This window comes from Mesorhizobium sp. M1078, from assembly GCF_040318615.1.
GTDB lineage: Bacteria > Pseudomonadota > Alphaproteobacteria > Rhizobiales > Rhizobiaceae > Mesorhizobium.
This window is the reverse complement of record NZ_JAMYMP010000014.1, coordinates 1-25,320: the sequence shown is the minus strand read 5'-3', so window position 1 is coordinate 25,320 and position 25,320 is coordinate 1. Positions and strand designations below refer to the sequence as shown.

Annotated in this window: 29 protein-coding genes and 2 pseudogenes; 21 read left to right on the top strand and 10 right to left on the bottom strand. The window is 64.1% G+C overall.

The features are described 5' to 3' along the window. Positions 1 to 2: 2 nt before the first annotated feature. Together ispG and NKH38_RS19060 are read right to left on the bottom strand one after the other, a co-directional pair. Positions 3 to 1,256, bottom strand: a complete 1,254-nt coding sequence (gene ispG / locus NKH38_RS19065) for a flavodoxin-dependent (E)-4-hydroxy-3-methylbut-2-enyl-diphosphate synthase (RefSeq protein ID WP_352544154.1) — start codon at positions 1,254 to 1,256, stop codon at positions 3 to 5. 287 nt (positions 1,257 to 1,543) lie between these two features. Beyond that, positions 1,544 to 1,723: a YdcH family protein gene (locus NKH38_RS19060; protein WP_023684024.1), complete on the bottom strand. Its 180-nt coding sequence runs from the start codon at positions 1,721 to 1,723 to the stop codon at positions 1,544 to 1,546. 239 nt (positions 1,724 to 1,962) lie between these two features. Between NKH38_RS19060 and NKH38_RS19055 the strand changes: the two genes are divergently transcribed. Further along, the gene (locus NKH38_RS19055; RefSeq protein ID WP_023673103.1) at positions 1,963 to 2,166 is read left to right on the top strand and encodes a YdcH family protein; all 204 of its coding nucleotides are present in this window, start codon (positions 1,963 to 1,965) and stop codon (positions 2,164 to 2,166) included. Between the two features lie 24 nt (positions 2,167 to 2,190). Here NKH38_RS19055 and NKH38_RS19050 read toward each other — a convergent pair whose 3' ends face one another. Further along, positions 2,191 to 3,006 carry an IclR family transcriptional regulator gene (locus NKH38_RS19050; protein ID WP_023684025.1) on the bottom strand — a complete coding sequence of 272 codons (816 nt, stop codon included), beginning with the start codon at positions 3,004 to 3,006 and terminating at the stop codon, positions 2,191 to 2,193. Between the two features lie 155 nt (positions 3,007 to 3,161). Here NKH38_RS19050 and NKH38_RS19045 point away from each other — a divergent pair, with 155 nt between their 5' ends. The 8 genes from NKH38_RS19045 to NKH38_RS19010 all read left to right on the top strand — a co-directional run bounded on the left by NKH38_RS19045 (position 3,162) and on the right by NKH38_RS19010 (position 9,628). Continuing rightward, a complete protein-coding gene (locus tag NKH38_RS19045; protein WP_352762201.1) occupies positions 3,162 to 3,992 on the top strand; it encodes a transporter substrate-binding protein in 831 nt (276 codons plus the stop codon). A gap of 69 nt (positions 3,993 to 4,061) precedes the next feature. Next, complete coding sequence (locus NKH38_RS19040) at positions 4,062 to 4,727, top strand: amino acid ABC transporter permease (protein WP_023693641.1); 666 nt, start codon at positions 4,062 to 4,064, stop codon at positions 4,725 to 4,727. Between the two features lies 1 nt (position 4,728). Further along, on the top strand, positions 4,729 to 5,379 hold the full coding sequence (locus tag NKH38_RS19035) for an amino acid ABC transporter permease (protein ID WP_023684027.1): 651 nt from the start codon (positions 4,729 to 4,731) through the stop codon (positions 5,377 to 5,379). 4 nt (positions 5,380 to 5,383) lie between these two features. Next, a complete protein-coding gene (locus NKH38_RS19030) occupies positions 5,384 to 6,178 on the top strand; it encodes an amino acid ABC transporter ATP-binding protein (RefSeq protein WP_023673108.1) in 795 nt (264 codons plus the stop codon). 117 nt (positions 6,179 to 6,295) lie between these two features. Beyond that, positions 6,296 to 6,757: a RidA family protein gene (locus tag NKH38_RS19025; protein ID WP_352762147.1), complete on the top strand. Its 462-nt coding sequence runs from the start codon at positions 6,296 to 6,298 to the stop codon at positions 6,755 to 6,757. Positions 6,758 to 6,777: 20 nt separating this feature from the next. Beyond that, positions 6,778 to 7,983 (top strand): aminotransferase class V-fold PLP-dependent enzyme, encoded by a 1,206-nt coding sequence (locus NKH38_RS19020; RefSeq protein ID WP_352762146.1) that lies wholly within the window; start codon positions 6,778 to 6,780, stop codon positions 7,981 to 7,983. A 74-nt stretch (positions 7,984 to 8,057) separates the two neighbouring features. Further along, on the top strand, positions 8,058 to 8,555 hold the full coding sequence (gene purE, locus NKH38_RS19015) for a 5-(carboxyamino)imidazole ribonucleotide mutase (RefSeq protein ID WP_023706267.1): 498 nt from the start codon (positions 8,058 to 8,060) through the stop codon (positions 8,553 to 8,555). Continuing rightward, on the top strand, positions 8,552 to 9,628 hold the full coding sequence (locus tag NKH38_RS19010; protein WP_352762145.1) for a 5-(carboxyamino)imidazole ribonucleotide synthase: 1,077 nt from the start codon (positions 8,552 to 8,554) through the stop codon (positions 9,626 to 9,628). Before purE ends, NKH38_RS19010 begins: the two co-directional genes overlap by 4 nt. A gap of 38 nt (positions 9,629 to 9,666) precedes the next feature. On the opposite strand, the gene NKH38_RS19005 is transcribed toward NKH38_RS19010, so the two are convergent. Then, a complete protein-coding gene (locus tag NKH38_RS19005) occupies positions 9,667 to 10,095 on the bottom strand; it encodes a lysozyme inhibitor LprI family protein (protein ID WP_352638712.1) in 429 nt (142 codons plus the stop codon). A 242-nt stretch (positions 10,096 to 10,337) separates the two neighbouring features. Between NKH38_RS19005 and ykgO the strand changes: the two genes are divergently transcribed. The 4 genes from ykgO (at position 10,338) to NKH38_RS18985 (ending at position 12,804) form a co-directional block, all read left to right on the top strand. Then, a complete protein-coding gene (gene ykgO / locus NKH38_RS19000; RefSeq protein ID WP_006327841.1) occupies positions 10,338 to 10,463 on the top strand; it encodes a type B 50S ribosomal protein L36 in 126 nt (41 codons plus the stop codon). A gap of 113 nt (positions 10,464 to 10,576) precedes the next feature. Continuing rightward, positions 10,577 to 11,158 carry a tetratricopeptide repeat protein gene (locus NKH38_RS18995; protein ID WP_023690055.1) on the top strand — a complete coding sequence of 194 codons (582 nt, stop codon included), beginning with the start codon at positions 10,577 to 10,579 and terminating at the stop codon, positions 11,156 to 11,158. Positions 11,159 to 11,267: 109 nt separating this feature from the next. Beyond that, positions 11,268 to 12,332: an alpha/beta fold hydrolase gene (locus NKH38_RS18990; protein WP_352638713.1), complete on the top strand. Its 1,065-nt coding sequence runs from the start codon at positions 11,268 to 11,270 to the stop codon at positions 12,330 to 12,332. Between the two features lie 7 nt (positions 12,333 to 12,339). Beyond that, positions 12,340 to 12,804, top strand: a complete 465-nt coding sequence (locus tag NKH38_RS18985) for a hypothetical protein (protein ID WP_286461952.1) — start codon at positions 12,340 to 12,342, stop codon at positions 12,802 to 12,804. Between the two features lie 8 nt (positions 12,805 to 12,812). Here the strand turns inward: NKH38_RS18985 and pyk are convergent, their stop codons facing one another. Together pyk and NKH38_RS18975 are read right to left on the bottom strand one after the other, a co-directional pair. Further along, positions 12,813 to 14,258: a pyruvate kinase gene (pyk, locus tag NKH38_RS18980; RefSeq protein WP_023673117.1), complete on the bottom strand. Its 1,446-nt coding sequence runs from the start codon at positions 14,256 to 14,258 to the stop codon at positions 12,813 to 12,815. Further along, the gene (locus NKH38_RS18975; protein ID WP_023673118.1) at positions 14,255 to 14,743 is read right to left on the bottom strand and encodes a DUF1036 domain-containing protein; all 489 of its coding nucleotides are present in this window, start codon (positions 14,741 to 14,743) and stop codon (positions 14,255 to 14,257) included. The genes pyk and NKH38_RS18975 overlap by 4 nt, the downstream gene beginning before the upstream one ends. A gap of 246 nt (positions 14,744 to 14,989) precedes the next feature. On the opposite strand from NKH38_RS18975, the gene NKH38_RS18970 reads away from it, so the two are divergent. The 3 genes from NKH38_RS18970 to NKH38_RS18960 all read left to right on the top strand — a co-directional run bounded on the left by NKH38_RS18970 (position 14,990) and on the right by NKH38_RS18960 (position 17,608). Next, on the top strand, positions 14,990 to 15,787 hold the full coding sequence (locus NKH38_RS18970) for an N-formylglutamate amidohydrolase (RefSeq protein WP_023673119.1): 798 nt from the start codon (positions 14,990 to 14,992) through the stop codon (positions 15,785 to 15,787). Positions 15,788 to 15,799: 12 nt separating this feature from the next. Then, positions 15,800 to 16,108: a DUF1244 domain-containing protein gene (locus NKH38_RS18965; protein ID WP_023673120.1), complete on the top strand. Its 309-nt coding sequence runs from the start codon at positions 15,800 to 15,802 to the stop codon at positions 16,106 to 16,108. A 324-nt stretch (positions 16,109 to 16,432) separates the two neighbouring features. Beyond that, positions 16,433 to 17,608 carry an MFS transporter gene (locus NKH38_RS18960; RefSeq protein ID WP_023715048.1) on the top strand — a complete coding sequence of 392 codons (1,176 nt, stop codon included), beginning with the start codon at positions 16,433 to 16,435 and terminating at the stop codon, positions 17,606 to 17,608. Here NKH38_RS18960 and NKH38_RS18955 read toward each other — a convergent pair. Further along, positions 17,572 to 18,481: pseudogene (locus NKH38_RS18955) on the bottom strand (LysR family transcriptional regulator). The gene NKH38_RS18960 and the pseudogene NKH38_RS18955 sit on opposite strands and share 37 nt — an antisense overlap. 94 nt (positions 18,482 to 18,575) lie before the next feature. Here NKH38_RS18955 and NKH38_RS18950 point away from each other — a divergent pair. The 5 genes from NKH38_RS18950 (at position 18,576) to NKH38_RS18930 (ending at position 23,608) form a co-directional block, all read left to right on the top strand. Further along, a complete protein-coding gene (locus NKH38_RS18950) occupies positions 18,576 to 19,532 on the top strand; it encodes an SDR family oxidoreductase (RefSeq protein ID WP_023715050.1) in 957 nt (318 codons plus the stop codon). A gap of 178 nt (positions 19,533 to 19,710) precedes the next feature. Then, entirely contained in the window at positions 19,711 to 20,571 is an 861-nt protein-coding gene (locus tag NKH38_RS18945; protein ID WP_352674200.1) for an FAD binding domain-containing protein, read from the top strand. Continuing rightward, on the top strand, positions 20,571 to 21,053 hold the full coding sequence (locus NKH38_RS18940) for a (2Fe-2S)-binding protein (protein ID WP_023822301.1): 483 nt from the start codon (positions 20,571 to 20,573) through the stop codon (positions 21,051 to 21,053). Before NKH38_RS18945 ends, NKH38_RS18940 begins: the two co-directional genes overlap by 1 nt. After that, the gene (locus tag NKH38_RS18935; protein WP_352762144.1) at positions 21,050 to 23,314 is read left to right on the top strand and encodes a xanthine dehydrogenase family protein molybdopterin-binding subunit; all 2,265 of its coding nucleotides are present in this window, start codon (positions 21,050 to 21,052) and stop codon (positions 23,312 to 23,314) included. Before NKH38_RS18940 ends, NKH38_RS18935 begins: the two co-directional genes overlap by 4 nt. Before the next feature lie 48 nt (positions 23,315 to 23,362). Beyond that, positions 23,363 to 23,608, top strand: coding sequence for a MoaD/ThiS family protein (locus NKH38_RS18930; RefSeq protein ID WP_023712829.1), 246 nt, complete (start codon positions 23,363 to 23,365; stop codon positions 23,606 to 23,608). 276 nt (positions 23,609 to 23,884) lie between these two features. Here the strand turns inward: NKH38_RS18930 and NKH38_RS18925 are convergent, their stop codons facing one another. From NKH38_RS18925 to NKH38_RS18915, 3 genes and pseudogenes are all read right to left on the bottom strand, one after another. Further along, positions 23,885 to 24,727, bottom strand: coding sequence for a DUF3618 domain-containing protein (locus NKH38_RS18925; RefSeq protein WP_023752871.1), 843 nt, complete (start codon positions 24,725 to 24,727; stop codon positions 23,885 to 23,887). Next, positions 24,724 to 25,116 carry a phage holin family protein gene (locus NKH38_RS18920; RefSeq protein WP_023702904.1) on the bottom strand — a complete coding sequence of 131 codons (393 nt, stop codon included), beginning with the start codon at positions 25,114 to 25,116 and terminating at the stop codon, positions 24,724 to 24,726. The genes NKH38_RS18925 and NKH38_RS18920 overlap by 4 nt, the downstream gene beginning before the upstream one ends. Then, a pseudogene (locus NKH38_RS18915) lies at positions 25,113 to 25,320 on the bottom strand (hypothetical protein); the annotation flags it as partial. The pseudogene NKH38_RS18915 and the gene NKH38_RS18920, both read right to left, overlap by 4 nt.

Below are 25,320 nucleotides of genomic sequence, written 5' to 3'. Positions count from 1 at the left end.
GCTCATTCGGCCGCGGCTTTGCCGTGCTGTCCAAACCGCTGCTCGATATAGTCGGCAACCATTTTTTCGAAATCGGCGGCGATCGACGGACCGCGCAGCGTCGCCGACTTCTTGCCGTCAACGAAAACGGGCGCAGTCGGCATCTCGCCGGTGCCGGGCAGCGATATGCCGATATCGGCGTGCTTGGATTCGCCGGGGCCGTTGACGATGCAGCCCATCACCGCGACCTTGAGGTTCTCGACGCCGGGATATTTCTCCCGCCAGACCGGCATGTTCTTGCGCAAATCGGCCTGGATGTTCTGGGCGAGTTCCTGGAACACGGTGGATGTCGTGCGGCCGCAGCCGGGGCAAGCGGCGACGATCGGCACGAACTGACGGAAGCCCATGGTCTGCAGCAGTTCCTGCGAGACCTGCACCTCACGCGTGCGGTCGCCATTCGGCTCCGGCGTCAGCGAGATGCGGATGGTGTCGCCAATGCCTTGCTGCAAGAGGATGCCCATGGCAGCCGACGAGGCGACGATGCCCTTGGATCCCATGCCGGCTTCGGTGAGGCCAAGATGGAGCGCATGGTTGGAACGCGTGGCAAGCTCGGTGTAGACGGCGATCAAATCCTGCACGCCGCTGACCTTGGCCGACAGGATGATCTTTTCGCGGGCGAGGCCTATCTCTTCGGCCATTTCGGCCGACAGGATCGCCGACTGCACGATCGCTTCGCGGGTTACTTCCTGCGCCGTCAGCGGAAAGCCTTGGCGCTGGTTCTCGTCCATCAGCCGGGTGAGCAACTCCTGATCGAGCGACCCCCAATTGACGCCGATGCGCACCGGCTTGTCGTATCTGATCGCCATTTCGACGATCGCTGCGAACTGGCGGTCCTTCTTGTCCTTGAAGCCGACATTGCCGGGATTGATGCGGTATTTGGCCAGCGCCTCGGCGCAGGCTGGATGGTCGGCCAGCAGCTTGTGGCCGATATAGTGGAAGTCGCCGACCAGCGGCACATTGATGCCGAGCCGCTCGAGCCGTTCGCGGATGCGCGGCACGGCGGCGGCGCTCTCGTCACGATCGACGGTGATGCGCACGATCTCGGAGCCAGCGCGATGCAAAGCCGCAACCTGCGCGACGGTCTGGTCGATATCGGCCGTGTCGGTGTTGGTCATCGACTGCACGACGACCGGCGCGCCGCCGCCGACGACCACGCCGCCGACATCGACGCCGACCGATGTCCGGCGCGCAAAGGGGGAGGAAAAATACCCGGTCATGCCGGCAGCCTCTTGATCACCCGAGCGACACACGTCCACGTCGACGCACGCTCAATCAGCTATCAGCGCATAGCGCTGAGGTTCGGGCATGAGGTGGAGGAGCAAAGATGGCTTGTCAATGGCGACAGACAAGCAGAGCCGCCAAATCGCAGCAGCGCGGCGACCCCACAGACGGGTTTCGCCGGCCAACAGTATCGGAATCAGTAGCAAAAACAGGCCTCCGGCGGCATGTCGCCACCGGAGCGATAGTCACGCGCCAAGGCGGCGCGTCTAATCCTGGAAGGGCGTCAGTGTCTCGTCGGTTTCGCCTTCAGTTTTTCAATCTCGTCCTTGAGTGCCAGCTTGCGTCGCTTCAGATTCACGATTTCGAGGTCGTCGACCGATGGATGGTTCATCGCATCGTCGATCTCGCGTTCGATATCACCGTGTTTCCGCTGCAACTCATCAAGATGGGATGCAAGAGACATGATTGGTTCTCCCTTTCATGGTTTCCTCGATTGCAGCCGTCAAAGGCACGTCCACCGCAGGTCGCATCTGTGACGGCACCATGACAGTCTGCCACCATCCGGCTGCGATGTCGAATGCTGCGTGGTAGCATTCCACGACAATGTGATATGTGATATTGGCTGCGCGCCGGCGGCAATTGATGCCGCCCCCGCCCAATCATGCCCATTGCCGGGCGCCGCAGACATGCAGACGGTAGAGAATGTCCGACCAGGAAAAGGCCGATGTCCGCCTCGAATTTTCCCGCCTGAAGCAGGAGCATGCCGATTTCGACGCGGCCATCAATGCGATGATCGCCATGGGCTGCGACCCCTTGCAGATCCAGCGCATGAAGAAGAAGAAGCTTTTCCTCAAGGACCGGCTGATGGCGCTGGAAGACAAGATCATTCCGGACATCATCGCTTAGCCGACGGCCTCGGGGCCTAACTGCTCACCCCGCTATCGACAGCCGCGCCGCGCGATGGCGCAGCAACGTCAGCAATTCGTCGGTCTTCTCCGCTGAAGTGTCGATCGGCACCACCAGGCACATCGTCGCCTCGACCTTGCCGGCGGCCGCGAAGACAGGGGCGGCCAGGCATTTGGTGTAGGCGTCGACCAGCCCCGAAGTGATGCAATAGCCGGTCGTTCTGGCCGTCGCGATATCGGCAATGAAGTCGTCGAACTGCAGCCTGCGGCCGTCGGGCAGCAAAAGGTCGTCTTCCGAGACCATGTCCTGGATGGCGGCCCTTTCCAATCCGGCCAGAAGCAGCCGCCCCGATGCCGTCCATGGCAGCGGGATCTGCAGGCCAGTGGCCGAGCTGATGCGGAACGGCCTGGTGCCGGGGCTGGAATGGACGATGGTATAGCGCCCGCTTTGCAGCATGCACAATTCGGAGGTCTCGCCGGTCTCGCGCGACAGATTGTCGACCTCCTGCCGGCCCCGCCTAAGCAGGTCGTTGCCCCGGACATAGTCCATTCCATAGAGGTAGAGCTTCTTGCCGAAATAGACCCGGTTGCCGTCGCCCTCCATCTCCAAAAGACCCGCATCGACCAGCGAACGCACCAGCGTGTAGGTGGTGGAGCGCGGCGCATTCACCCCCTTGGCGAGATCGCCAATGCCGATGGCGCGCTGCGTAACATGCAGGAAGTCCAGGATCTCCAGCACCCGGTTGAGGCCCTTCTCGCGCGAGCCGGAGGTCTTGTCGGGCGTCGGGCTCTCGGCTGGACCAAGCTCCGCCCGATCCGTGAGTCCATTGCTGTCTTGCATAACTGATTCCTGATGTTAGTATCTGTCTTGTATAGGATACATATGTCTATTGTAAGAGACAATTCAGGTCGGCGACACGTGTGTCTGTAGGGGAACTCAAACAACAGGAGGTCGCAGTGAACGACGCATCCAAGCGAGATTTTCTGAAACTGGGCATGGCCGGGCTTGCAACGGCGGGCGTGATGACCGCTGTCAGCGCCGAAAAGGCGGCGGCACAAGCCGCATCCGACAGCGTTCTGCGCACCGCGCTTGACCGCGGCAAGCTGATCGTCGGCACCGGCAGCACCAACGCGCCATGGCATTTCGAAAACGATGCCGGCGAGCTAGTCGGCATGGACATCACCATGGGCCGCATCCTGGCCAAGGGTCTGTTCGACGATCCGAGCAAGGTCGAGTTCGTCATGCAGGATCCGGCGCAGCGCATCCCCAATGTCACCACCAACAAGGTCGACATTACCATCCAGTTCATGACCATGACCGCGCAGCGCTCGCAGCTGATCCACTTCTCCAGGCCATACTATGTCGAGGGCGTCGCCCTGCTGACGCTGCCGACGGCGGAAAACAAGACCTTCGACAAGCTGCTCGCCGGTGGTTCGGCGACGCGCATCTCGATCCTGCAGAATGTCGATGCCGAAAGCTCGGTCCATTACGCCCTGCCGGAGGCGCAGGTGCTGCAGTTCGACACCCAGGCCAATGTGCTGCAGGCACTGGAATCGAAACGCGCCGATGCCGCCGCTGTCGATCTTTCAACCGTGCGCTGGCTGGCCTCGCGCAACCCCGACAAATATTTCGATGCCGGCAAGAGCTGGTACTCGATGCTCTACGGCGCGGCGGTCAGGCAGGGCGACCTGGACTGGCTGACCTTCGTCAACCAGACCTTCACCATCGCCATGTTCGGCCATGAGACCGCACTCTACGACGCCGCCTTCAAGGACTATTTCGGCCAGGAGCCCCCGGCCCGCCATCCCGGTTTCCCGGTTGTCTGACAAGCGCTGGCGGAAGGGTTAGCCCTTCCGCCTTCTAGTTCGCATCCCCTTGGTTATTGCGGGAGACGCATGGGCTATACGCTCAACTTCAACCTGATCTGGCGCCATTTCGACAAGCTGTGGGGCGGCCTTCTGCTCAGCCTCGAGCTTGCCGTGATTTCGATTGCCATCGGCGTCGTCATCGGCCTAGTGCTGGCGGTCTGGTATGTCTCGGCCGGACGCGTGGTGCGCGCCATCATTGCGGCTTACGTCGAATTCATCCGCAACGTGCCGCTGATCCTGCTCGTCTATCTTGTCTTCTACGGCCTGCCGACGGTGATCGACGTCGCCTACGACGCGCCGACCTCGTTCGTGCTGACGCTGTCGGTCTATAGCGGCGCCTATCTGGTCGAGGTGTTCCGCTCCGGCCTGGAAGCCGTGCCGCGCGGCCAGCTCGATGCCGGCAAGGCGATCGGGCTGACGCCTTGGCAGCGGTTGGTTCACGTGCGCCTGCCGACCATGCTGCGCATCACGCTGCCGGCGCTGTCCAACACCTTCATCTCGCTGTTCAAGGACACGTCCATCGCATCGGTGATCTCGGTGCCCGAGCTCACCTTCGGCGCCCAGTGGATCAACTTCAACACCTTCCGCATCGTCGAGGTCTATCTGGTGACGACGGCGATGTACCTGGTGACCGGTTACACCCTGCTCTTCGGGCTGCGGCTGGTCGAACGCCGGTTCAGGGCTGCGCGCTGACATGCTGAGCCAGATCCTCTACGCCGTACCGTTCCTCGCCCAGGGCTTCGCCATCACTTTGTGGGTGTCGCTGCTGGTCGTGGTGCTGTCGCTGATTGCCGGCGTCGCGCTCGGCGTCGGCCTGGTCTACGGCCCGGCGCCGCTGCGCTGGGCCGTGCGCATCTTCTCCGACACCATCCGCGGCATCCCGATCCTGGTGCTGATGTTCTTCGTCTATTACGGCCTGCCGGCCATCGGCCTGCATCTGCAATCCTTCTCGGCGGCGGTGCTGGCGCTCACCTTGTTCAAGACCGCGCAGGTCATTGAGTATCTCCGCGGCGCCGTCGGCTCCATTCCCAAAGGGCAGTCCGAGGCGGCGATGGCGATTGGGCTGACCTTCCGCCAGCGGCTCACCTACGTCATCTTTCCGCAGGCCTTCCGGCGCTTCCTGCCGCCCTGGATCAACGGCGTCACCGATGCGGTCAAGGGCAGCGCCCTGGTCTCGCTGCTCGGCATCACCGACCTGATGCAGGCGATCAACCAGGTCATCGGCCGCACCTATGAGGCGATGCCGCTCTACATCCTCGGCGCCTTGATCTATTTCGCCGTCAACTATGCGCTTTCCTACGCCAGCCGGCGGCTGGAACGGCGCTTTGCCTTCATCCGGGACTAGCACGATGGCCACAAGCTCGAACGACAATGCTGCCCTTCTCGACATTGCCGGGGTCTCGAAAGCCTTTGGTTCGGTCGAGGTGCTTCGCTCGGTCAGCCTCAAGGTGGACAGGGGCGAGGTGGTCACCGTCATCGGCCCTTCCGGCAGCGGCAAAACCACCCTGCTGCGCTGCGTCAACTTTCTCGAAAGCTACGACTCAGGTTCGATCCGCATCGACGGCAAGGAGGTCGGTTTTCGTGAGGCCGGCGCGCGCCAGCGGCGCAGCGAGCGCGACCTTGCCAATATGCGCGCCGAAACCGGCATGGTGTTCCAGAGCTTCAACCTGTTTCCGCACCTCACCGCCGCCGGCAACATCATGCTCGGCCTCACCAAGGTGCGCGGCAAGAGCAAGGCCGAGGCGCGCCAGATCGCCGAGCATTGGCTGAGCCGCGTCGGCCTCGCCCACAAGGCCGACAGCCTGCCGGCGGAACTCTCCGGGGGCCAGCAGCAGCGCGTCGGCATAGCGCGGGCAGTCGCCATGGAGCCAAAGATCCTGCTGCTCGACGAGATCACCTCCGCGCTCGATCCCGAATTGGTCGGCGAGGTGCTGGCCGTTGTGCGCAGCCTGGCCGAAGACGGCATGACAATGGTGATGGTCACGCACGAGATGGCCTTTGCCCGCGACGCTTCGAGCCGCATTGTCTTCATGGCCGATGGCGGTGTCAGCGCTGTTGGCCCGCCGAAGGAGATCCTTGCCGAAGAGACCACCAATGAGCGCCTGCGCTCTTTCCTGGCGCGGTTCCGCGCCTCGCATTTCTGACATGGGCGGCCCAAAGCAATTCCAGGAAAAGTGTAAGCGGTTTTCCCGGGAAAAGCGCGAAGCGCTTTCCCTTGGGAATTGCGTAAAACAACAGGCCGGCCCAAGGAGAATTCTTCCATGACGCCTTACATCCGGCTCGCCGAGCTCGGCCTGACGCTGCCCGAGCCGCCGACGCCGATCGCCAATTTCGTCACCCATGCGGAAAGCGGCCGGCTGATCTTTCTTTCGGGTCAAGGGCCGCTGCGCGCCGACGGCACGCTGTGCACCGGCAAGGTCGGCGAGGACGTCACCGCCGAGCAGGCGTATGAGCATGCCCGCCTCACCGGCCTCAACCTGCTCGCCGTCATGCACGCCGCCGCCGGCGATCTCGGCCGCATCGTGCGCGTCGTCAAATTGCTCGGCTTCGTCAATGCGACGCCGACCTTCAGCGACCACCCGAAAGTGGTCAATGGCTGCTCGGACCTGTTCGCCAGCGTCTTCGACAAGATCGGCGGCCATGCCCGCTCGGCGATCGGGGTCGGCTCGCTGCCTGGAAACATCACCGTCGAAATCGAAGCGGTCGTCGAGATCGCCGCCTGACCGTCAAGGGATTGCTGAACATGAAAACCTATTCCGACACCGGCTCCAACACCACGATCCGTGAACGGCTGGGACTGCGGCCGATCATCAACGTCTCCGGCACGATGACGACGCTCGGCGCCTCGATCATCGTTCCCGAGGCGATCAGCGCCATGGCCGAGATCGCCTCGCAATGGGTGGAGATGGACGATCTGCAGCGCGCCGCAAGCGTGATCACCGCCCGCCTCACCGGCGGCGAGGCCGGCTTCATCACCGCCTGCTGCGCCTCAGGCATCACAATGGCGATCGCCGGGGCAATGACCGGCACCAATTTGCTGGCGATCGAACGGCTGCCCGACGACACCGAAGGCCTGAAGTCCGAAGTCGTCATCCAGCTTGGCCATATCGTCAATTACGGCGCACCGATCGACCAGTCGATCCGCGTCGCCGGCGCCAAGGTCATTCCGGCCGGCACGGTCAGCGTCACGCAGGATTATCATGTGCGCGAGGCTATCAACGAGCGCACGGCGGCGGCGCTCTACGTCGTGGCGCACCACACCGTGCAATACGGCATGCTTTCCCTTGAGGAATTCTGCGATATCTGCCACGCCAGGGGCGTGCCGGTGATCGTCGATGCGGCTTCCGAATATGACCTGCGCAGCTTCCTGGCGCGCGGCGCCGACATCGTCGTCTATAGCGGCCACAAATTCCTTTCGGGGCCGACCAGCGGCATCGTCACCGGCCGCAAGGATCTGGTCCGCGCCGCCTATCTGCAGAACCGCGGCGTCGCCCGCGCCATGAAGGTCGGCAAGGAAAGCATCGCCGGCACCATCGCGGCGCTCGAAGCCTGGGAAAAGCGCGACCATGCCGGCATCCGCCGACGCGAGGAAGCGGCGCTCCATCTATGGAGGGATTCGCTGCAGGGAATACCAGGCATCGTCGCAAACATCATTCCCGACCCGACCGCCAATCCGCTCGACCGGCTGCAGATCTTCGTCTCCCCCGAAAGCCGCTTCAGTGCCGCCGGCCTCGCCTCGGCATTGGCGGCCGGATCGCCGCCCATCATCGTGCGCAACCACGAAGTCGAGCGTGGCCATTTCTTCCTCGACCCCTGCAACCTGCACCCAGGCGAGGCCGAGATCGTCGCCGAACGCCTCCGCGCCTTGCTCACCGCGGCCGACAGGCCGGCGGATGCGATGAGACAGCCGCGAAAGGATTCATCCGGCGCCCTGCGCTGGCCGGACTAGGCTGCGGCGGCCGCCATCCTTGCGGGCCAGCCCGAATTCCGCTAAGGCGCGCCTTTACCGCCGGGAGCATGCGCTTGACCGACCACCGCGCCGACGTCGCCATCATCATGGGCAGCCAGTCCGACTGGGCGACGATGCGCCACGCCGCCGAAACGCTGGAGGCGCTGGGCATTCCGCACAAGCGGCTGATCGTCTCCGCCCACCGCACCCCGGACCGGCTCTATGATTTCGCCAAAGGCGCCAAGGCGGCCGGCTACAAGGTGATCATCGCCGGCGCCGGCGGCGCCGCCCACCTGCCCGGCATGACGGCGGCGATGACGCCGCTGCCGGTGTTCGGCGTGCCGGTCGAATCGAAGGCGCTGTCCGGCCAGGATTCGCTGCTCTCCATCGTCCAGATGCCGGCCGGCATTCCGGTCGGCACGCTTGCCATCGGCAAGGCGGGTGCGGCCAACGCCGCCCTTCTGGCGGCCGCCGTGCTGGCGCTGCACGACGAAGAACTTGCCGCCCGCCTGGATGCCTGGCGCACCGCCCAAACCGCCAGGGTCGCCACCGAACCGACGGACGCGCCGTGAGCCTGCCCGCCGGATCGAGCATCGGCATCATCGGCGGCGGCCAGCTCGGCCGCATGCTGGCTGTTGCCGCAGCGCGCCTCGGCTACCGCACAATTATCCTCGAACCGCAGGCCGATTGCCCGGCGGCTCAGGTCGCCAACCGCCAGATCACCGCCGCCTATGACGATGCGGACGCCCTTGCCGAACTGGCGGCAGTCAGCGCCGTCGTCACCTACGAATTCGAGAATGTGCCGGTAGCGGCTGCCGGCGCGCTCGCCGCCAAGGTCCCGGTCTATCCGCCGCCCAGGGCGCTGGAAGTCGCCCAGGACCGGGTGGCGGAGAAGCTATTCCTGAACGGCATCGGCATCAGGACAGCGGATTTCCGCTCCGTCGACAATGACGACGAGCTGACGGCGGCGCTGAGAGAGTTCGGTGGCAGCGGCATCTTGAAAACCCGCCGCATGGGCTATGACGGCAAGGGCCAGCGCGTCTTCCGCAACATGGAGACGGGCGGCTTTGCCGGCACATGCGAGACCATGGGCAATGTGCCGCTGATCCTCGAATCCTTCGTCGCTTTCGAGCGCGAAATCTCGGTCATCGCCGCGCGCGGGTTGGACGGCGCGGTCACCGCCTACGATCCGGCTGAGAACGTCCACCGCGACGGCATCCTGCATACCTCGACCCTGCCGGCCCAGATCAGGCTGGAGACGGCGGCGACGGCACAGGGGTCGGCAGCGAAAATCCTGGCGGCCCTCGACTATGTCGGCGTCATCGGCGTCGAGTTCTTCGTTCTTGCCGATGGCACGCTGCTGGCCAACGAAATGGCGCCGCGCGTGCACAATTCCGGCCACTGGACGGAAGCCGCCTGCATCGTTTCGCAATTCGAGCAGCATATCCGCGCCATTGCCGGCCTGCCGCTGGGCAACCCTGGCCGGCATTCAAACTGCATCATGGAAAACCTGATCGGCGACGATGTGCTGCGCGTACCCGCTTTGCTCGCCGAGCCCGATCTGATGCTGCATCTCTACGGCAAGGCGGAAGCGCGCCCAGGCCGCAAGATGGGCCATTTCACGCGCATCAGCCGCCGTAGCTAAGCCATTCCGGCACTTTGCGCGAGGGCGTGGCTCGAGCCCTATTGCAGCTCGTCGTTCAGATCCCCGTCCTCGTCGGGGCTGGCGCAACTCGCATCGCCTTCCCTACAATTGGCGCCCGCGGTGAGCTGTTTGATGCGCTGGTCCGTCAGTTCGGTCAGGCATTGTGAAACCTCCATCGGATGGATGGAGCCGCCCTCGCTGTCTGTCGTCGTATAGGCGCATTCGGCGTCGCGGAAGGCGATCCAGGCGCGCTGCGCGACCTGCAGCAGCTTCCTGCCCTTGTCGTCGTTGCGACCGACGAGATCCTTGTAGGCCTGGTTGAGCTTGGCATCGGCGGCCCGATAGTCCTCGTCGGCGCAGATGTTCATCATCTGCTGGCTGTCGTCGTTGCGGTCGCATTCCTGCGCCTGCGCGATGGAGGCGGCTGCCAGAACGGCAAGGCTCGCGGACACAAACAACAGGCGCATAGAGGTCTCCAAATCGGCTTGCGGGTGCCGCACCATTCCAGCCCGCCTTCGGCCGCGCAATGGCGTGGAGCCGAGATGGCGGATATTTGATGGCCAAAGCCATTCTCGGCCTCTATCCAGCACGCTTGCGGTTGACACGGGCAAGGCTCCTCGTTTATGAGCCACCGCAAGTTCAAAGGCGCGCTTTTCAGGCGCGCCTTAATAATTCGGCCCGGACAGGGCCCAGACCGACGGGCAAGACCATGAAGATCAAGAATTCGCTCAAGGCGCTGAAGGCGCGTCACCGCGACAACCAGCTGGTTCGCCGCAAGGGCCGCGTCTACATCATCAACAAGACCGCTCCACGCTACAAGGCGCGCCAGGGCTGAGTGTTCGGCCGGAGGCTCGTTGCCTCCGTCGATACGATGGTAATTGCCTGGTTCCAGGCACTTTCACGCTAATTTCAGTTTGACGATCCGCCGTCCGGGGTTAGATTCCGGCGATGCGGATTCTTTTTGCATTTTTGGCCACCCTCTTTCTTTTCGGCGTCGCTCCGGCGTCGGCGGACGATCCGCCGGCAAAGCCGCCGGTTGCCCTGACCAGGGAAGCCAGGCTCGACCAACTGTTTGCCGAGCTGAAGCGCGAGCGCAACGAAAAGGCGGCCGAGCGCATCGCCGGGCGCATCTGGGGCGAATGGTTCCAGTCCGGCAGCGCCTCGATCGACCTGATGATGCAATGGTCGCAAAAGGCGATTGACGACCAGAAGTTCGACGTCGCCCTCGACTTCCTCGACCAGGTCGTCATCCTGCAGCCAAAATATGCCGAAGGCTGGAACCGGCGCGCCACCGTGCATTACATGATGAAGAATTTCGGGAAATCGATGTCCGACATCGACCAGACGCTGCAGCTGGAACCACGCCATTTCGGCGCGCTTTCGGGCCTGGCCCAGATCATGGCCGCCACCGGCCACAAGCAATCGGCGCTCGAAGCCTGGCAGAAGGTGCTTACCATCTATCCGATGATGCGCAGCGCCCAGGACCAGGTCGCGGCAATTTCGGAAGAGCTTGCCGGCGAAGGAATTTGATTAGTCAGTAGGAATTAGGGATTAGTCAGTAGTCAGTAGAGAAGATTGGTCGAGACGCCACCTCCCTACTCCCTAGAACTTATCCCCCTCCACCCCCGTATCTCCGCGCATGAACCTCATTTACGCCGCCTGTGCTTTGCTCCTCGCGCTCGTCTTTGCCCTGGCCGGTGTCACCCGCGCCGGCACGTGGCTGATCGAGTGGCGGAACCCGCCGGCCGGCGAATTTGCCGACATCGACGCCACCCGCATCCACTATGTCCACGTGCCGGCGCCTCAAAATGCCGAGCTGCCGGCGATCGTCTTCATCCATGGCGCCAGCGCCAATCTCAGGGATCAGATGCTGCCGATCAGGCCTTTGCTCGAAGGCCGCGCCGAGATGGTCTTCCTCGACCGGCCGGGCTTCGGCTGGTCGGCACGCGGCCCCGGCAATGAGAGCCCGTCGGGGCAGGCCGACACCATCGCCAGGCTGATGGACCGTCTCGGCATCCACAAGGCGATCATGGTCGGCCATTCGTTTGGCGGCGTGATCACCGCCGCCTTTGGCCGCGAACACCCGGAGAAGACGCTCGGGCTGGTCTTTCTGTCGCCGGTCAGCCACCCCTGGCCGGGCGGCGCGACCGCCTGGTACTACAAGCTGACCGCCACCCCCATCATCGGCTGGCTGTTCTCGCAGACATTGACCTATCCGGCAGGCACGCTGCAGATGGACGGCGCCACGGCCTGCGTGTTTTCTCCCAACAAGGTGCCGGAAGGCTATGTCGGCAATGCCTCGATTCCGCTGGTGCTGCGTCCCGGCGCTTTCCGCGCCAACGCCATCGATGTCGCCGGCCTCTACGACTATACGCTGAAGGCCGCGCCGCAATACCGCGACATCACAGCGCCAACGATTGTCATCTCGGGCGATCGCGACAAGGTGGTCTATGCTTCGATCCATTCGGTCGGCCTGGACAGGGACATCCCCGGCGCCGAACTGATCTGGGTCCACAATCTCGGACACAAGCCGGATTGGATCGCGCCAGACCTCGTCGTCGGTGCCATCGAAAAAGTCGCCGGCAAGGTCGTCGACCTGCAGGCATTGGCAAAAACCGTGGAAGCACGCATCGCCGGCGATGCCTACAACGATGCACAGTGCCCCGACATTACGGTGCCCGACGCGCAACTCGCCCCGACGTGACGGCCGCATGTATGTCCTGAAGCACGGAATCAAGAAAAACCCCGAAGCGTTCTGGGCGCTACCGGATCGCATCTTCTTCGGCTACGGCGCCTGCCACATCCTTGCGGGCACCTTCCTCAGCCATCCTCCCCTGGACGGATTCTACGGCGAACGGATCATTCCGGGCGAGGATTTCTACGGCAACCATATCTACATGACGAACGGCGTGATCGCCTTCGACTATCACGGCTATTCCAGCCGAGAGCGGCTTCTGCAGCACCACGGAAGGGGATGGGCTTCGCATAGCGCAGGCTGGCACTGCACGCTGGAAAGGGTCGATTTCGACCTGCTCGACACCGCCGACCTCAACCGGCGAAAGATGCGCGGCCCGGATCAGTATCTCTATGACCCACTCCCTCGCGCACACCGCTTCCTTCAGCGTATCGATCACGCCGAAGGTGCGGCAAGAGCGCTGCGAACTGTGATGAGTTGAAGCCTCTGTCAACCTATGTTGCGGGTGGCCTGCACGTCCGATCCGACATAGGCGATGCGCAGCATGTTGGTCGAACCCGGCGTCCTCAGCGGCACGCCCGCCGTGATGATGACACGGTCGCCCGGCTGGCCGAACCCCTCTTCGAAAGCGATGCGGCAGGCGCGGTCGACCATGTCGTCGAGGTCGCTGGCGTCGGGCGAGACGACGCAATGCGTGCCCCACAAGAGCGACAGCCGCCGCGCCGTGTTGAGGATCGGCGACAGCGCGATGATCGGCACTTGCGGCCGCTCGCGCGCGGCGCGCAGGCCCGTGGTGCCCGACGCCGTATAGGTGATGATCGCCGACAGTTTCAGCGTCTCCGCAATCTCGCGGGCGGCGAGCGAAATGGCGTCGGCGCCGGTTGCTTCCGGTTCCGAGCGCTGCGCGTTGATGATGCCGGCATAGGTCGGGTCGGTTTCGACCTTGGTGGCGATGCGGTTCATCATCGCCACCGCCTCGACCGGATAGGCGCCGGCAGCGGATTCGGCTGAAAGCATGATGGCGTCGGCGCCCTCGAACACGGCGATCGACACGTCGGACACCTCGGCGCGGGTCGGCACCGGCGCGGTGATCATCGATTCCAGCATCTGCGTGGCGACCACCACCGGCTTGCCGGCGCGGCGCGCGGCGCGCGTGATCTGCTTCTGGATGCCGGGCACCGCTTCCAGCGGCATTTCCACACCGAGATCGCCGCGGGCGACCATCAGCGCGTCGGAGAGTTCGATGATTTCGGCCAGCCGGGCGACCGCCTGCGGCTTTTCAATCTTGGCCATGATCAGTGCCCGGCCGCGCGCGATCTTGCGGGCTTCCGCCAAATCCTCCGGCCGCTGCACGAAGGACAGCGCCACCCAGTCGACGCTTTCCGCCAGCACCGCATCGAGGTCCTTGCGGTCCTTTTCGGTCAGCGCACCGACCGGCAGGTCGGTGTCGGGCAGGCTGACGCCCTTCTTGTCGGAAATGGTGGTGCCGGCGACGACGGTGCAGGTGATAGACTTGCCGTCGCTCTTCACCGCCCTGAGCTCCAGCTTGCCGTCATCGATCAACAGACGGTGGCCGGCCTCGACCGAGCTCAGGATTTCGGGATGCGGCAGGTAGACCCGGGTCGACGTGCCGGGCTCGGGATTGTTGTCGAGGGTGAAGGTCTGGCCCGGCGTCAGAACCTCCTTGCCGTTGGCGAACTTGCCGACGCGCAGCTTCGGTCCCTGCAAATCGGCCAGGATGCCGATCGGACGGCCAACTTTCTCCTCGACCGCGCGGATGCGGCCGACCAGCGTGCGCATCAGCTCGTGATCGGTGTGGCTCATATTGATGCGGAAGACATCGGCGCCGGCTTCGAACAGCTTCTGCAGCATCTCCTCGGACGAGGAGGCAGGACCGATGGTGGCGAGGATCTTGACCTTGCGGCTACGTCTCATTGACTGTTTGTTCCCGGGGCGGCTGGAGCGCCTCCCGTTGTGGACTCATCGGTCAGCTGGACCATCCAGCTTGCCTGCTCGCCCGTGTCATATTCCTGGAATCCGGCGCGCTGGAAGCCCCGGGCGACGCAATCGGTAACGCCTGCGATCTTGAACTCTTTTTCAGCCACGCACATGTTGATCGGGCCATCCCAGCGCCCGCCGCGCTCGGCGTCTTCTGCATAAAGATAGTAAAACCTCGATGACAGCGGACCTTCGATCAGCGTCTTGCAGCTCGATCCTTCGATGTGCCACCACCCCTCGGTGATCCAGCCTGCCTTGGCGCGGTAGCCGATGCCAACGCCGACCAGGTTCTGCGTGGCGTTGCAGACGCGGAAATCGGCGCGGGCAGGCGAAGCCGCGACCAGCGCGGTGAGCCCTAGCGTCAGGGTCAGGAGCGGCACGGCAAAGGCGGTGCGCGCACGCGGCCTGCCGGCGGAACCCATCCCGAAACCCCTCAATAACGTCATCTGCATCTCTCAACGCCCCTTTTCGGAAAAGTCCGGGCGCATGTCAACGCGCCGTTCTGTCCAATTCCAATCGATTTAGAAAGGCCCCCGACACGCGATCTGCCGCGCGTCACAGGATTTTCGCAGAAACCGTGGCCAAACAACGGCATTGCGCAACAGTCCTCTTCGTGGGAATGACGATACCACCCTCCCCGGAAGCCAGCGAACAGACCTTTCCAGCCAATGACCCGATCCACAGTTTTCGCGCCTTTCGATATCGTCGAAGGCGACCGCAAGCGAGGCATCGTGCTTGTCGCCGACCATGCCCGCCGCGACCTGCCGGAGGAGTATGGCAGTCTAGGCCTGCCGGCGGCGGAACTCGATCGCCATATCGCCTACGACATCGGTGTCGAGACGGTGACGCGCGAACTGGCCGCAGCGCTCGACGTGCCGGCGGTGATCGCCAATTTTTCGCGGCTGCTGATCGATCCCAATCGCGGCGAGGACGACCCGACGCTGATCCGCCAGCTCTATGACGGCACTGTCGTGCCGGGAAACTACCCTATGGCGCCGCAAGAACGCGAAAGGCGGCTCGACGGCTTCTACCGGCCTTATCAGGACGCGGTCGGCGCCATGATCGCGTCGGTGGCGCACGCCTCAGGCAAAGCGCCGTTCATCTTCTCCGTACACTCCTTCACCCCTGTCATGCAGGGCTTCATCCGCCCTTGGCATGTCGGCATATTGTGGGACCTCGACGACCGCGTGGCGCGGCCGCTGATCGACATGCTGGCGCAGGATAAAAACCTCGTCGTTGGCGACAATGAACCCTATGACGGCGCGTTGCGCGGCGACACCATGTTCAAGCACGCCATCGTCAACGGCTTTGCCCATGCGCTGATCGAGATCCGCCAGGACCTGATATCAGACCGCAAGGGGGCGCTGGCCTGGGCGGAACGGCTGGCGCCGATCGTTGACGCCATCGACCGCCGTCCCGATATACATCAGGTGAAGATGTTCGGCTCGCGCACCGGGCCGCTGTGAGGATCCAAGGCAATGACCGAACTCAGCGATGACCAGAAACGCGATTTCGAGGCCGCGGCCTTCCGCCGGCTGGTCGATCATCTGCGCGAGCGCAGCGATGTGCAAAACATCGACCTGATGAACCTCGCCGGCTTCTGCCGCAACTGCCTGTCGAACTGGTATCGCGAAGCGGCCGAGGCTGAGGGCGTCGATCTCGGCAAGGATCAGTCGCGCGAAATCGTCTACGGCATGCCCTATGCGCAATGGCAGGCGCTGAACCAGACCGAGGCTTCGGACGCCAAGAAAGCGGAGTTCGAGGCAAGACGGCCGAGGGATCACTGAGGTAGCGCGCGGTTCACAGGATTGACGTCGGCGGGACAGCGCCCCCCTCTGTCCTGCCGGACATCTCCCCCACTTGGGGGGAGATTGGCCGTCACGCAGGCTCTAGCCAATCGCCAGCGGTGCAAGAATAAGCGAGGCGCCGAAGCCGCCAATCTCCCCACTTGTAGGGGAGATGTCCGGCAGGACAGAGGGGGGCGCGAAGGAACGCTGCCTAACGGTTTCCCCTTAGATGTGGCCCACAAGCTTTTCGCAGCCAAGCGCTTGACGAGAAATTGAATCGATCTAATTTGCCGCGCAAAGCCATTCTTTGACCGGATTCGGGCCATGAACGCGCAAAACACCATGCAGAGCGCCCTTCAGGGGCGATGGGCCGTAGCAGCGATCTTCCTCGCCAACGGCTTCCTGACCGGCAGCTGGGCGCCGCAGATTCCGGTGTTCCTGACCCGGCTCGACATCTCGAAATTCACCCTCGGCCTGCTGATCCTTCTGTTCGGCGTCGGCGCGGTCGCGGCCATGAGCTGGTGCGGCCATCTGATCTCCAGGCATGGCTCGCGCACCGTGTTGCGCTGGTTCGGCCTGTGCGGCAGCCTCGGCCTGCTGATCGTGGCGCTGGCGCCCAACGTGCCGCTGGCGTCGATCGCCATGATCATCTTCGGCGGCTCGATCGGCGGCATGGATGTCGCCATGAACGCCAATGCCGTGGTGGTCGAGCGCCGGCTGTCCCGCGCCATCATGTCGTCCTCGCACGGCTTCTGGAGCCTCGGCGGTTTCGCCGGTGGCGGTCTGGGCGGTTACGCCATCCAGACTTACGGCCACCTCGCCCATGCGGCTGTGGTCACGGTCATAGCTTTTGCCGTCATTGCCGTGGCGGTCGGCTACCTCATCGCCGAGGACAAGCCGCAGGCCGCCGAGCATCACAGATTAACGCTGCCGGCCAACCCGCTGGTCTATCTTGTCGGGCTGATGGCGCTGCTGACGATGATTTCCGAGGGCGCCGTGCTCGACTGGGCAGCGCTTTATCTCCGGCAGGAGCTCGGCGCCGACCTCGCCATCGCCGGCCTTGCCTACGCCGCCTTCTCCGGCGTCATGGCTGTCATGCGCTTTTTCGGCGACGGCGTGCGCAACCGCTTCGGCGCGGTGGCGACGCTGCGCGGTTCGGCCATCGTGGCCGCCGCCGGCATGCTGGTCGCCGGCCTGTCGCCCTCGCCCTGGATCGCCATCGCCGCTTTTGCCCTCTGCGGCTTCGGCATCGCCAACATGGTGCCGATCATCTTCTCGGCCGGCGGCAATCAGGAAGGCATGTCGTCGGGCACCGGCATGAGCGTCGTCACCACCATGGGCTATTCCGGCATATTGGTGGCGCCGTCGGCGATCGGCTTCGTCGCCGAGCATTCGAGCTTCGGCCCGATCTTCGTCGCCATGTCGGCGCTGCTGATCGTCGTGCTGTTGATGGCCGGGCTCGCTCACCGCGCCGAATTCGCGGCCGCCCCCGCCGAATAGCGCTTCAGCTCCTCATAGAGGAAATCCGCGACGCGGCGGATGCGCACGCTGGTGCGCACGTCGCGATGCATGGCCAGCCACACCGGCAGGCTGGGCAATGGCAGGCCGGGCAGGAGTTTCTCCAGCAAGGGGTCGCTGTCGGCCAGCGGCTCCTGGCCGAGACCGACGCCGTTTCCCGCCCGCAGCGCTTCCCACAGAACGATCTGGTTGTCGACCCTGAAGCGGAAGCTGCTTCGGGTGACGGGGATGCCGGCCTGGGTAAAGCCCCGGATCATCTCGTCGCTGCGGTCGAAGCCGATCAGCGGGTGGTCGAGAAGATCGGCGGGCTTGAGCGGGCGGCCGTGCTGGTCGAGATACGATTTCGCCGCGCAGCAGCAGAGCTTGATATCGCAGACCTTGCGCGCCGTCAGCTCGTTCTGCGCCGGCTTGACCATGCGGATGGCGATGTCGGCATCCCTTCGCAGCAGGTTCTCGACCTGGTTCGAGGCGACGATCTCGACCCTCGATGCCGGGCTCCTCGATGCCGAGCCGCGCCGTCATCTTCGGCAGCACATAGGCCGCCACCACCTCGCTGGCGGCAATGCGCACCGTGCCTTCGATCGCCTCGACCGAGCCCAATGCCAGTAGTGAGAACGCGCTCGCCTGCTCGCTCACCGCCTTGCCGCGTTCGAACAGCGTGGCGCCTGCTTCCGTCAGAGCATAGCCGCGCCGCCCGCGCCGGAACAAGGTGACGCCCAACGCCTGTTCGAGCTCACCGATGTGACGCCCGAGCGTCGGTTGGCTGGCCGACAGTTTGCGCGCCGCGGCCGACAGGCTGCCGGTCTCCGCCACGCTGACGAAACTCTTGATCAGGTTCCAGTCGATATCTTCCATTCAATTATGAATAACAAAGCTGCATCCCTAGTCAATTTTCATTCGCATATGGAGGCATCATATTCGCCGTGCAAACACAGACACGGAGAAGAAAATGACCAAGATCGCAATTCTAGGCGCCAATGGCCGGCTCGGCCGCGTGGTTGGCAAGGCCTTCATCGACGCCGGTTTCGACGTCCGCGCCGTCACCCGCAGCGGCAAGGTCCCAGCCGAACTCAAGGGCGCCACCGCCGTCGCCGGCGATGCGCTCGACCGCGAGGCGCTGATCCGCGCCACGCAAGGCGTCGACATCATCTTCAACGGCCTCAACCCGATCTACACCGACTGGGGCAAGTGTCTGCCGATGGCGGAGAACGTCATGGCCGCCTGCCATGCCAATGGCGCGCTGCATCTTTTCCCCGGCACTGTCTACAATTACGGCTCGCCGATGCCTGAAGTGGTCACCGAAGACACGCCATTCCGTCCGACGACCGAGAAGGGCCGCATCCGCTGCGCCATGGAAGCGCTGTTTCGCCGCGAGGCCGATGCCGGCCGCGTCCGCACCATCATCCTGCGCGCCGGCGATTTCTTCGGCGGCACCGGCAGCGGATCATGGTTCGACCTCGTCGTCGCCGCCAAGATGAGCAAGGGCGTCTACACCGCGCCTGGCCCTGCCAACCTCGTGCACGAATGGGCCTATTTGCCGGACTTCGGCATCGGCTTCGTCGGCCTGGCGCGTAATCAGGGCAAGCTCGGCTTCTTTGAGGCGCTCAACTTCCCCGGCCACGCCGTCACCGACATGGACATAAAGGCCGCGGCCGAGAAAGCGTTGGGACGTCCGCTGAAACTGACCTTCATGCCTTGGTGGGTGCTGCGCGCCGGCAGCCCGTTCGTGGCGATGTGGCGCGAGATCGTCTCGATGTCCTATCTGCGCTTCGAACCGCACCGGCTCGTGTCCGACCGGCTGGAAGGCATCATCGGCGAAGTCCCGCACACCCCGCTGGACGAGGCCGTGGCCGAGGCCTTGAAGGACATCGGCATCAGCCTCGACCGTGCAAAAGACGCCGCTTAAATGCATGTCGCCCAGAAGTGTGCGCGGTTCTGGGACAACGACATGCATCAAAACAAAGACTTTAGACAAAAATCTCTCTCGCGGTGCTGGCCCAATCGCTGGAAATCAGCAACCGGATGGTCATTATGAGGAGACTGTTTATAACGGTCGGCGAGATCACCATCACCAAGGGGAGACGATGCGTTACATACGTCCGCTTTCAATCGAAGACGCCGTTGGCCTGCTGGCCGACGCTTCCGGCACATCAGCCATTCTCGCTGGAGGCAGTGACCTCCTCGTTCGGATGAAGGGCGGGTTTGTCGATCCCGACCTGATCGTCGACATCAAGGCGATCGAGGGCTTGAGCGAGATCAGGGAGACGGCCGACGGCTTCAGCATCGGCGCCACCGTCCCCTGCGCCGTCCTGGGCGAGAGCTCGGTTCTGAAGAAGGCCTGGCCCGGTGTCGTCGAAGCGTCGAAGCTGATCGGCTCGAAACAGGTCCAGGGCCGCTGCACCATCGTTGGCAATCTGTGCAACGCATCGCCGGCCGCCGACAGCGTCCCGGCCTTGGTGGCCGCCGCCGCAAAGGCCGTGGTTGCCGGTCCGTCGGGCAAGCGCACCATTCCGGTCGAGGCTGTGCCGATCGGGCCTGGCAAGACCTCGCTCACCAAGGGTGAGATCGTCGAGGCGATCCTGCTCGGCAAGCGGGAGCCGCGTTCGGGCGACGCCTATCTCAGGTTCATCCCGCGCACCGAGATGGACATCGCGGTGGTCAGCGCCGGCGTGAACCTGACGCTCGACGAGCATGGCGTCATAACAGCCGCCCGCGTCGCGCTGGGCGCCGCGGCCCCGACCGTGCTTCTGGTGGAAGAAGCAGCCGAGGCTCTCATCGGCAGGAAGCTGGATGAGGCGGCACTTGAGCGGCTCGCCAAGGTCTGCGCCGGGGCCTGCCGCCCCATCGACGACAAGCGCGGAACGATCGAGTTCAGACGAAAAGTTGCGGGCGTGCTGGCCGGACGGGCCGCGACGACCGCCTACGCACGCGCAGGAGGCAAATGATGGCCGGTGTAGCAGTTTCAACGACAATCAACGGCGACAGCGTCGAATACCTTTGCCAGCCCGACGAGACGTTGCTCGACGTCCTGCGCGATCGGCTCGGCCTGACCGGCGCCAAGGAAGGCTGCGGCACGGGCGACTGCGGCGCCTGCTCGATCATTCTCGACAATCGGCTGGTCTGCTCCTGCCTTGTGCTTGGCGCTGAAGCCGAAGGCCGGCATATCGAGACCGTCGAAGGCATGGCGCATGGCGATCAGTTGCATCCGCTGCAGCAGAAATTCCTCGAACACGCAGCCTTGCAATGCGGCATCTGCACGCCGGGCTTCCTGATCGCGGCGAAGGACCTCCTGGCCAAGAACCCCGATCCGACCGAGGAAGAAATCCGCTTCGGCCTCGCCGGAAACCTCTGCCGCTGCACCGGCTACGACAAGATCGTGCGCGCGGTGCAGGATGCGGCCAACGTGATGAAGGGAGCGCACGCATGAACTTCGATCCACGCTTTTCGGGCCGCAAATTCTCCTCCGTCGGCACGCGGCCTATCCGTCCCGACGGCGTCGACAAGGTGACGGGCCGCGCGCGCTACGGCGCCGACTTCAACATGGCGGGACAGCTGGTCGGGCGTGTCCTGCGCAGCCCGCATGCGCATGCCAGGATCCTCAAGATCGACACTTCGAAAGCGGAAAAGCTCGCCGGCGTGAAAGCGGTGATCACCGCCGCCGACCTGCCCGATCTCACCGATGGCGATGCCGCCATGTACGACGTCCTCGACAATTGCATGGCGCGCGGCAAGGCGCTCTATGACGGCCACGCCGTGGCCGCGGTCGCCGCCGTCGATGCCCGCACGGCAAGGCAGGCGCTGAAGCTCATCGAGGTCGAGTATGAGCTGTTGCCGCATGTCACCGATGTCGACGAGGCGATGAAGCACAGCGCGCCGTTGATCAACGACACGATCTTCACCGAGGGTCTCGACGAAAAGCCGGTAAAGCCGTCCAACGTCACCAAGCGCAGCCAGTTTGGCCATGGCGATGTCCATCAGGGTTTCGGCCACGCCGATGTCATCGTCGAGCGCTCCTTCAAGACCGAGCAGACGCATCAAGGCTATATCGAGCCGCATGCCTGCGTGGCGAGCGTCTCGTCCGACGGCACCGCCGACCTCTGGGTCTGCACGCAGGGCCATTTCGTCTACCGCCAGCATTGTGCGCAACTGCTCGGGCTGGAAGCCTCGAAGCTGCGCGTCACCTCCTCGGAGATCGGCGGCGGCTTCGGCGGCAAGACCCATGTCTGGGCCGAGCCGGTGGCACTCGCTCTTTCGCGCAAGGCAGGACGGCCGGTGAAGCTGGTGATGACCCGCGACGAAGTGTTCCGCGCCTCGGGCCCGACCAGCGCCACCTCGATCGACGTCAAGATCGGCGCCCGCAAGGACGGCACCATCACCGCCGCCGAAGCGACGCTGCGCTACACCAGCGGCCCCTATGCCGGCACATGGGCCGAGATCGGCGCCATGACGGCCTTCGCCTGCTACAAGCTCGATAACGTCCAGACGGTCGGCTTCGAAGTGCTGGTCAACCGGCCGAAGACCGCCGCCTATCGCGCACCCTCGGCACCCATGGCTGCATTCGCGGTGGAAAGCGCCGTCGACGAGCTGGCCAAGGAGCTCGGCATGGACCCGGTCGAGTTCCGCATCAAGAACGCCGCGCAGGAAGGCACCCGCTCTTCCTACGGTCCGGTCTACGGCCCGATCGGCATCGGCCCGACGCTGGAGGCGGCCAAGCACCATCCGCACATGAAGGCGCCGCTGGGCAAGAACCAGGGGCGCGGCATGGCCTGCGGCTTCTGGTTCAACTTCGGCGGCCAGACCTGCGTGGATCTGAACATCGGCATGGACGGCTCGGTGTCGCTGGCCGTCGGCACGGTGGACGTAGGCGGCTCGCGCGCCTCGCTGTCGCTGGTGGCGGCGGAGGAGCTCGGCATCGACTATGCCCAGCTCAAGGCGGTGGTCGCCGACACGTCCTCGCTCGGCTACAATGACATGACCGACGGCAGCCGCGGCACCTTCTCGTCGTCGATGGCGACCATCTCGGCCGCCCGCAACGCCATCAAGATCCTGCGTGAGCGCGCCGCCCAGACGTGGGACATCCCCGTCGACGACGTGGTCTGGGAAAACGGCCACGCCATCGCCAAGGGCGAGAAATACGGCAATCTTGCAGCACTCTCGCTGAAGGAGATCGCCGCCGCGTCCGGCAAGACCGGCGGGCCGATCGCCGGCCACAGCGAGCTCGTCGCCGACGGCGCCGGCGTCTCCTTCGCCACCCATATATGCGACATCGAGGTCGACCCCGATACCGGCTCGACCAGGGTGATCCGCTACACGGTGATCCAGGATGCCGGCAAGGCGGTGCACCCGACCTATGTCGAGGGCCAGTACCAGGGCGGCGCCGCGCAAGGCATCGGCTGGGCGCTCAACGAGGAGTACATCTACGGAAAGGATGGGCGTCTCCAGAACGCCGGCTTCCTCGACTACCGCATCCCGGTCTGCTCGGACCTGCCGATGATCGACACGCAGATCCTCGAGATACCCAATCCCAACCACCCCTATGGCGTGCGCGGCGTCGGCGAAACCTCGATCGTGCCGCCGCTGGCAGCGATCGCCAACGCAGTGTCGAACGCAGCCGGTGTGCGCATGACCCACATCCCGATGTCGCCGCCAAGGGTCCTCGCCGCGATCGAGGCGGAACGGGGAGCATGAGGGGGCTAAAGTGCGCAGCGGTTTCGGACACGCTCCAATGAGGCTCTGATGGTCGAAGTCACGCTCTGGGGCGCGCTCGGCCAGCTCGCCGGCGGCCAGAGCAAGGTCGAGGTCGAAGCCAAGGACATAAGGGAGCTGTTCAGGAAATTGGCTGAACAGTATCCCGGCATCGAGCCCTGGATCGAGAAGGGCATCGCGGTGGCGATCGACGGGACCATCTATCGCGATACGTGGTCGAAGGAACTGCCGCAGGGGGCGGAGATTTTTCTGCTGCCGCGGTTGGCTGGGGGGTGACGGGGGGTGTCGCCCTACGTCCCAGAGCGGACCGGCATCCTCGGTCTGCGAACTTCAAGTGCAATGTCGGTCCTCGCCTAGATGCCAGTTTTGCTGACCGCGTCTTATCGGCGGCGGGTTGGCCAACAATCCAGAGAACCTGATCCGCTGGATTACTATCGACAAGGGACATCAGTCCGCACACGGCTCTGAAGTGACTCGAGCGGGTCACCGTTTGACGGACAACACCGGCCCCTTTCTGGAGAGGCCGGCTATCGTTGATCCAGGATCATCAAGCTAGGTTTGGCGCTGAGACGTATCGGAAATTCGTTCGCGCACGGCATGCTCGGTCTTGTCTGCTGTGGACTTCACGATCTCGCCGAGCTGATCGGCTATCGTGTCTGCTTCCATATCTTGCCGGCCAGCTTCCTGCTTGATGGTCTCATAGGCGTCGGCGGCGACCTGCTTGGCCTCATCGAGGCCCCTGTCGAGCAAAGTTTCGGCGGAATCGCGAAGCTTGTCGCCATAGGCGCCTAGTTGCTCGTCCTCCGTTGCGGTATGGGGCAGCATTGCACCTATAGCGGCGCCGATGGCGAGACCGACGGCCGCTACGGCCAAGGGTTGATCCTCCAACAGATCTTGCGCGGAGCGGCTGGCTTTCGCCGCCATGTCCCCAGTCGTCGAGCTTGCATTGGCAGCGCTTCCCGTCAGACCCGCCGCAGCGGCTCTTGCGGTGCTCGATATGGTGTCGCCGACGCTGGCAGCGCTCGAGGAGAGCGATTCCGCGGCGTCGGAGAGCGTGCCGCCCAAGCCGCCGCGCTCCCCTGCTACATCATGTCGTCCTGGCGCTGAAGGCAATGGATAGCCAGCCGAACGGTGGGCGGTGTTTGAGGTACCGCTGCCGAACATCAGCCAGGCCAGACCTGCGCCCACCATGGTGACCGGCAAAGGATTATCTCGGACCTGCGTTCTGAGATTGCTGAGCATGGCCGCGCTCTCCCCTCCCGAGAACAGCCCGGTGAACTCATCCAGCAATTGTCCAGGCGTCATCTTGCCTCGAATGGATTCGGCGGTCTCCATCACCCGAGCGCGAGCAGCCTCGGCCTCGCGTTCAAGTTCGGCTGCGGATTTCTCGTTCATCTCACCTGTTCCTTAATCGCGCTCGCGTCGCGCTTGAGCTGTCCCTGGGTCCGGTCGGGGGTAAGTTCCGAAGGCGCCATGCTGGCCGTCCCGGTCCGCAGCAGGATGACGCCGAGGACCGCCACGACCACACCGACCAGCAGGGAAGACCACCCCGCGCCAAGCCCTGCCCGCGTCAGCGCGATAATGAGCGCCTGCAGCAACACCAAGAGCGCGGCGAGCAGGCAAATCGCGCCGCCCAGCACTTCCGCGGCACCTGCTCCGGCTTTGGTAAGCTTTTCAGAGAGCTCGGCCCGAAACAGCCTCGCCTCGGTTTGCACCAGAGTGGTGACATTCTGGGCCAAATCGGTGACTAGCCCGGCAAGGCTGGGATTGTCCTGGGTGTTCATCTGTCCTGCTCCGCGATCTGCGTGGCCCCATCATCGCCGACCACGCCAAAATCTTGTGGACGATCAGCGGACCAACCCTGTGGCTGATCGGTGTGTGATCTGAGGCCTCCCGGAGCGGCCTCAGAATCGGGCGTTGCCGGCGGAGAAGCCTTGATGAACCGCCCGAGAGCCAATCCGGCCAACACCGATCCCGCAAGCAGGACA